Source organism: Pseudarthrobacter albicanus (assembly GCF_018224015.1).
Taxonomy (GTDB): domain Bacteria; phylum Actinomycetota; class Actinomycetes; order Actinomycetales; family Micrococcaceae; genus Arthrobacter; species Arthrobacter albicanus.
Genome location: NZ_JAGPOT010000137.1, coordinates 1 through 1,133 on the forward strand (window position 1 = coordinate 1; position 1,133 = coordinate 1,133).

Annotated in this window: 1 protein-coding gene; it reads right to left on the reverse strand. The window is 68.0% G+C overall.

What is annotated here, in order from left to right:
• Positions 1-113: 113 nt before the first annotated feature.
• Complete coding sequence (locus J9611_RS20530) at positions 114-959, reverse strand: ParA family protein (protein ID WP_211882958.1); 846 nt, start codon at positions 957-959, stop codon at positions 114-116.
• Between the last annotated feature and the right edge of the window lie 174 nt (positions 960-1,133).

The following is a 1,133-nucleotide window of genomic DNA, read 5'->3' on the forward strand; positions in this document are numbered from 1 at the left end:
ATCCAAATATCCGCGCTGGGCCGCCTCAATTCCTTGCATACACCCAGTCTTAAGGACCACTGCGCGAAGTCCAGCAGGCGCGCCTTAAACCACCCAAATTGTTCAGCGCAGTCCTAGCGCCGGCTGCGGTCGCGGGCCGTGCCGGTCCGGGGGCCGGACTTCATCAGGTTCGCCAGCAGGGCGTCGAACAGCCCCGCGGCATTCTTGGCGGAGTCCCCGGGCCAATGGTGGATCGAGTGGGCGGCCCCCTGGATCTGCTGCCAGTTGGCCTGCTCCGGAATGAACGGGGACAGCAGCAGCTCGCCGAACATGGACTGCATCTCGGCCAGGCGGAAGCTGTGCTCCGAGGAGCCGCTGCGCACGCGGTTCGCCACGATGCCCGCCGGTGAGAGGTTCGGGGCGAATTCCTGGCGGAATAGCTGGATCGCACGCATGGTGCGCTCCGTCCCGGCCACGGAGAAGAGGCCGGGTTCGGCCACCAGGGTGACCTTGTCACTGGCGGACCATGCCATCCTGGTGAGTCCGTTGAGCGAGGGCGGGCAGTCGACCAGCACCAGTTCATAGTTGTCCGCGCCCGCCAGGACTGCGGAGAGCCGGCGCAGGTCGCGGCGGCCAAGATCCGGGCGGTCGTAGATGCCGGTGTAGGCGGAGCCCACGGCCACATCCAGGATGGCTACCGGAGATCCGGCGGGGGAGGAGCCGACGCCGCCGGCGCGTTCCACCCAGCCGCTGGGAACAACGTTGTCGGCCAGGCGTGCCCGCCGGGGGGCCTTGAGCATCCGGCCGATATCGAGCCGGTCATCCGGCCGGACCCCGAGGGCAGTGCTCGCGTCCGCGTGGGGGTCAAGGTCGACGACGAGGGTGGGGATGCCGGCGGCGAGTGCCGCCGACGCCAGCCCGCTGGTCACGGATGTCTTGCCGACACCGCCTTTGAGGCTGCTGATGCTGACTACTTGCACTTGAAAGACCAATACCTAACGCCGGTTGCCGGGACGGGGTCGTGCCGGCTCCCGCGTTCTCCGGAACCGGGGCGTGCATGCGCCACCCGCCCCTTCATCATATGTTGATGCCCACCGGAAACCTGTCTCATCCGGCCATCACGGTGAAGCCGTCCCGCGGGCCCGTTCCTCGGG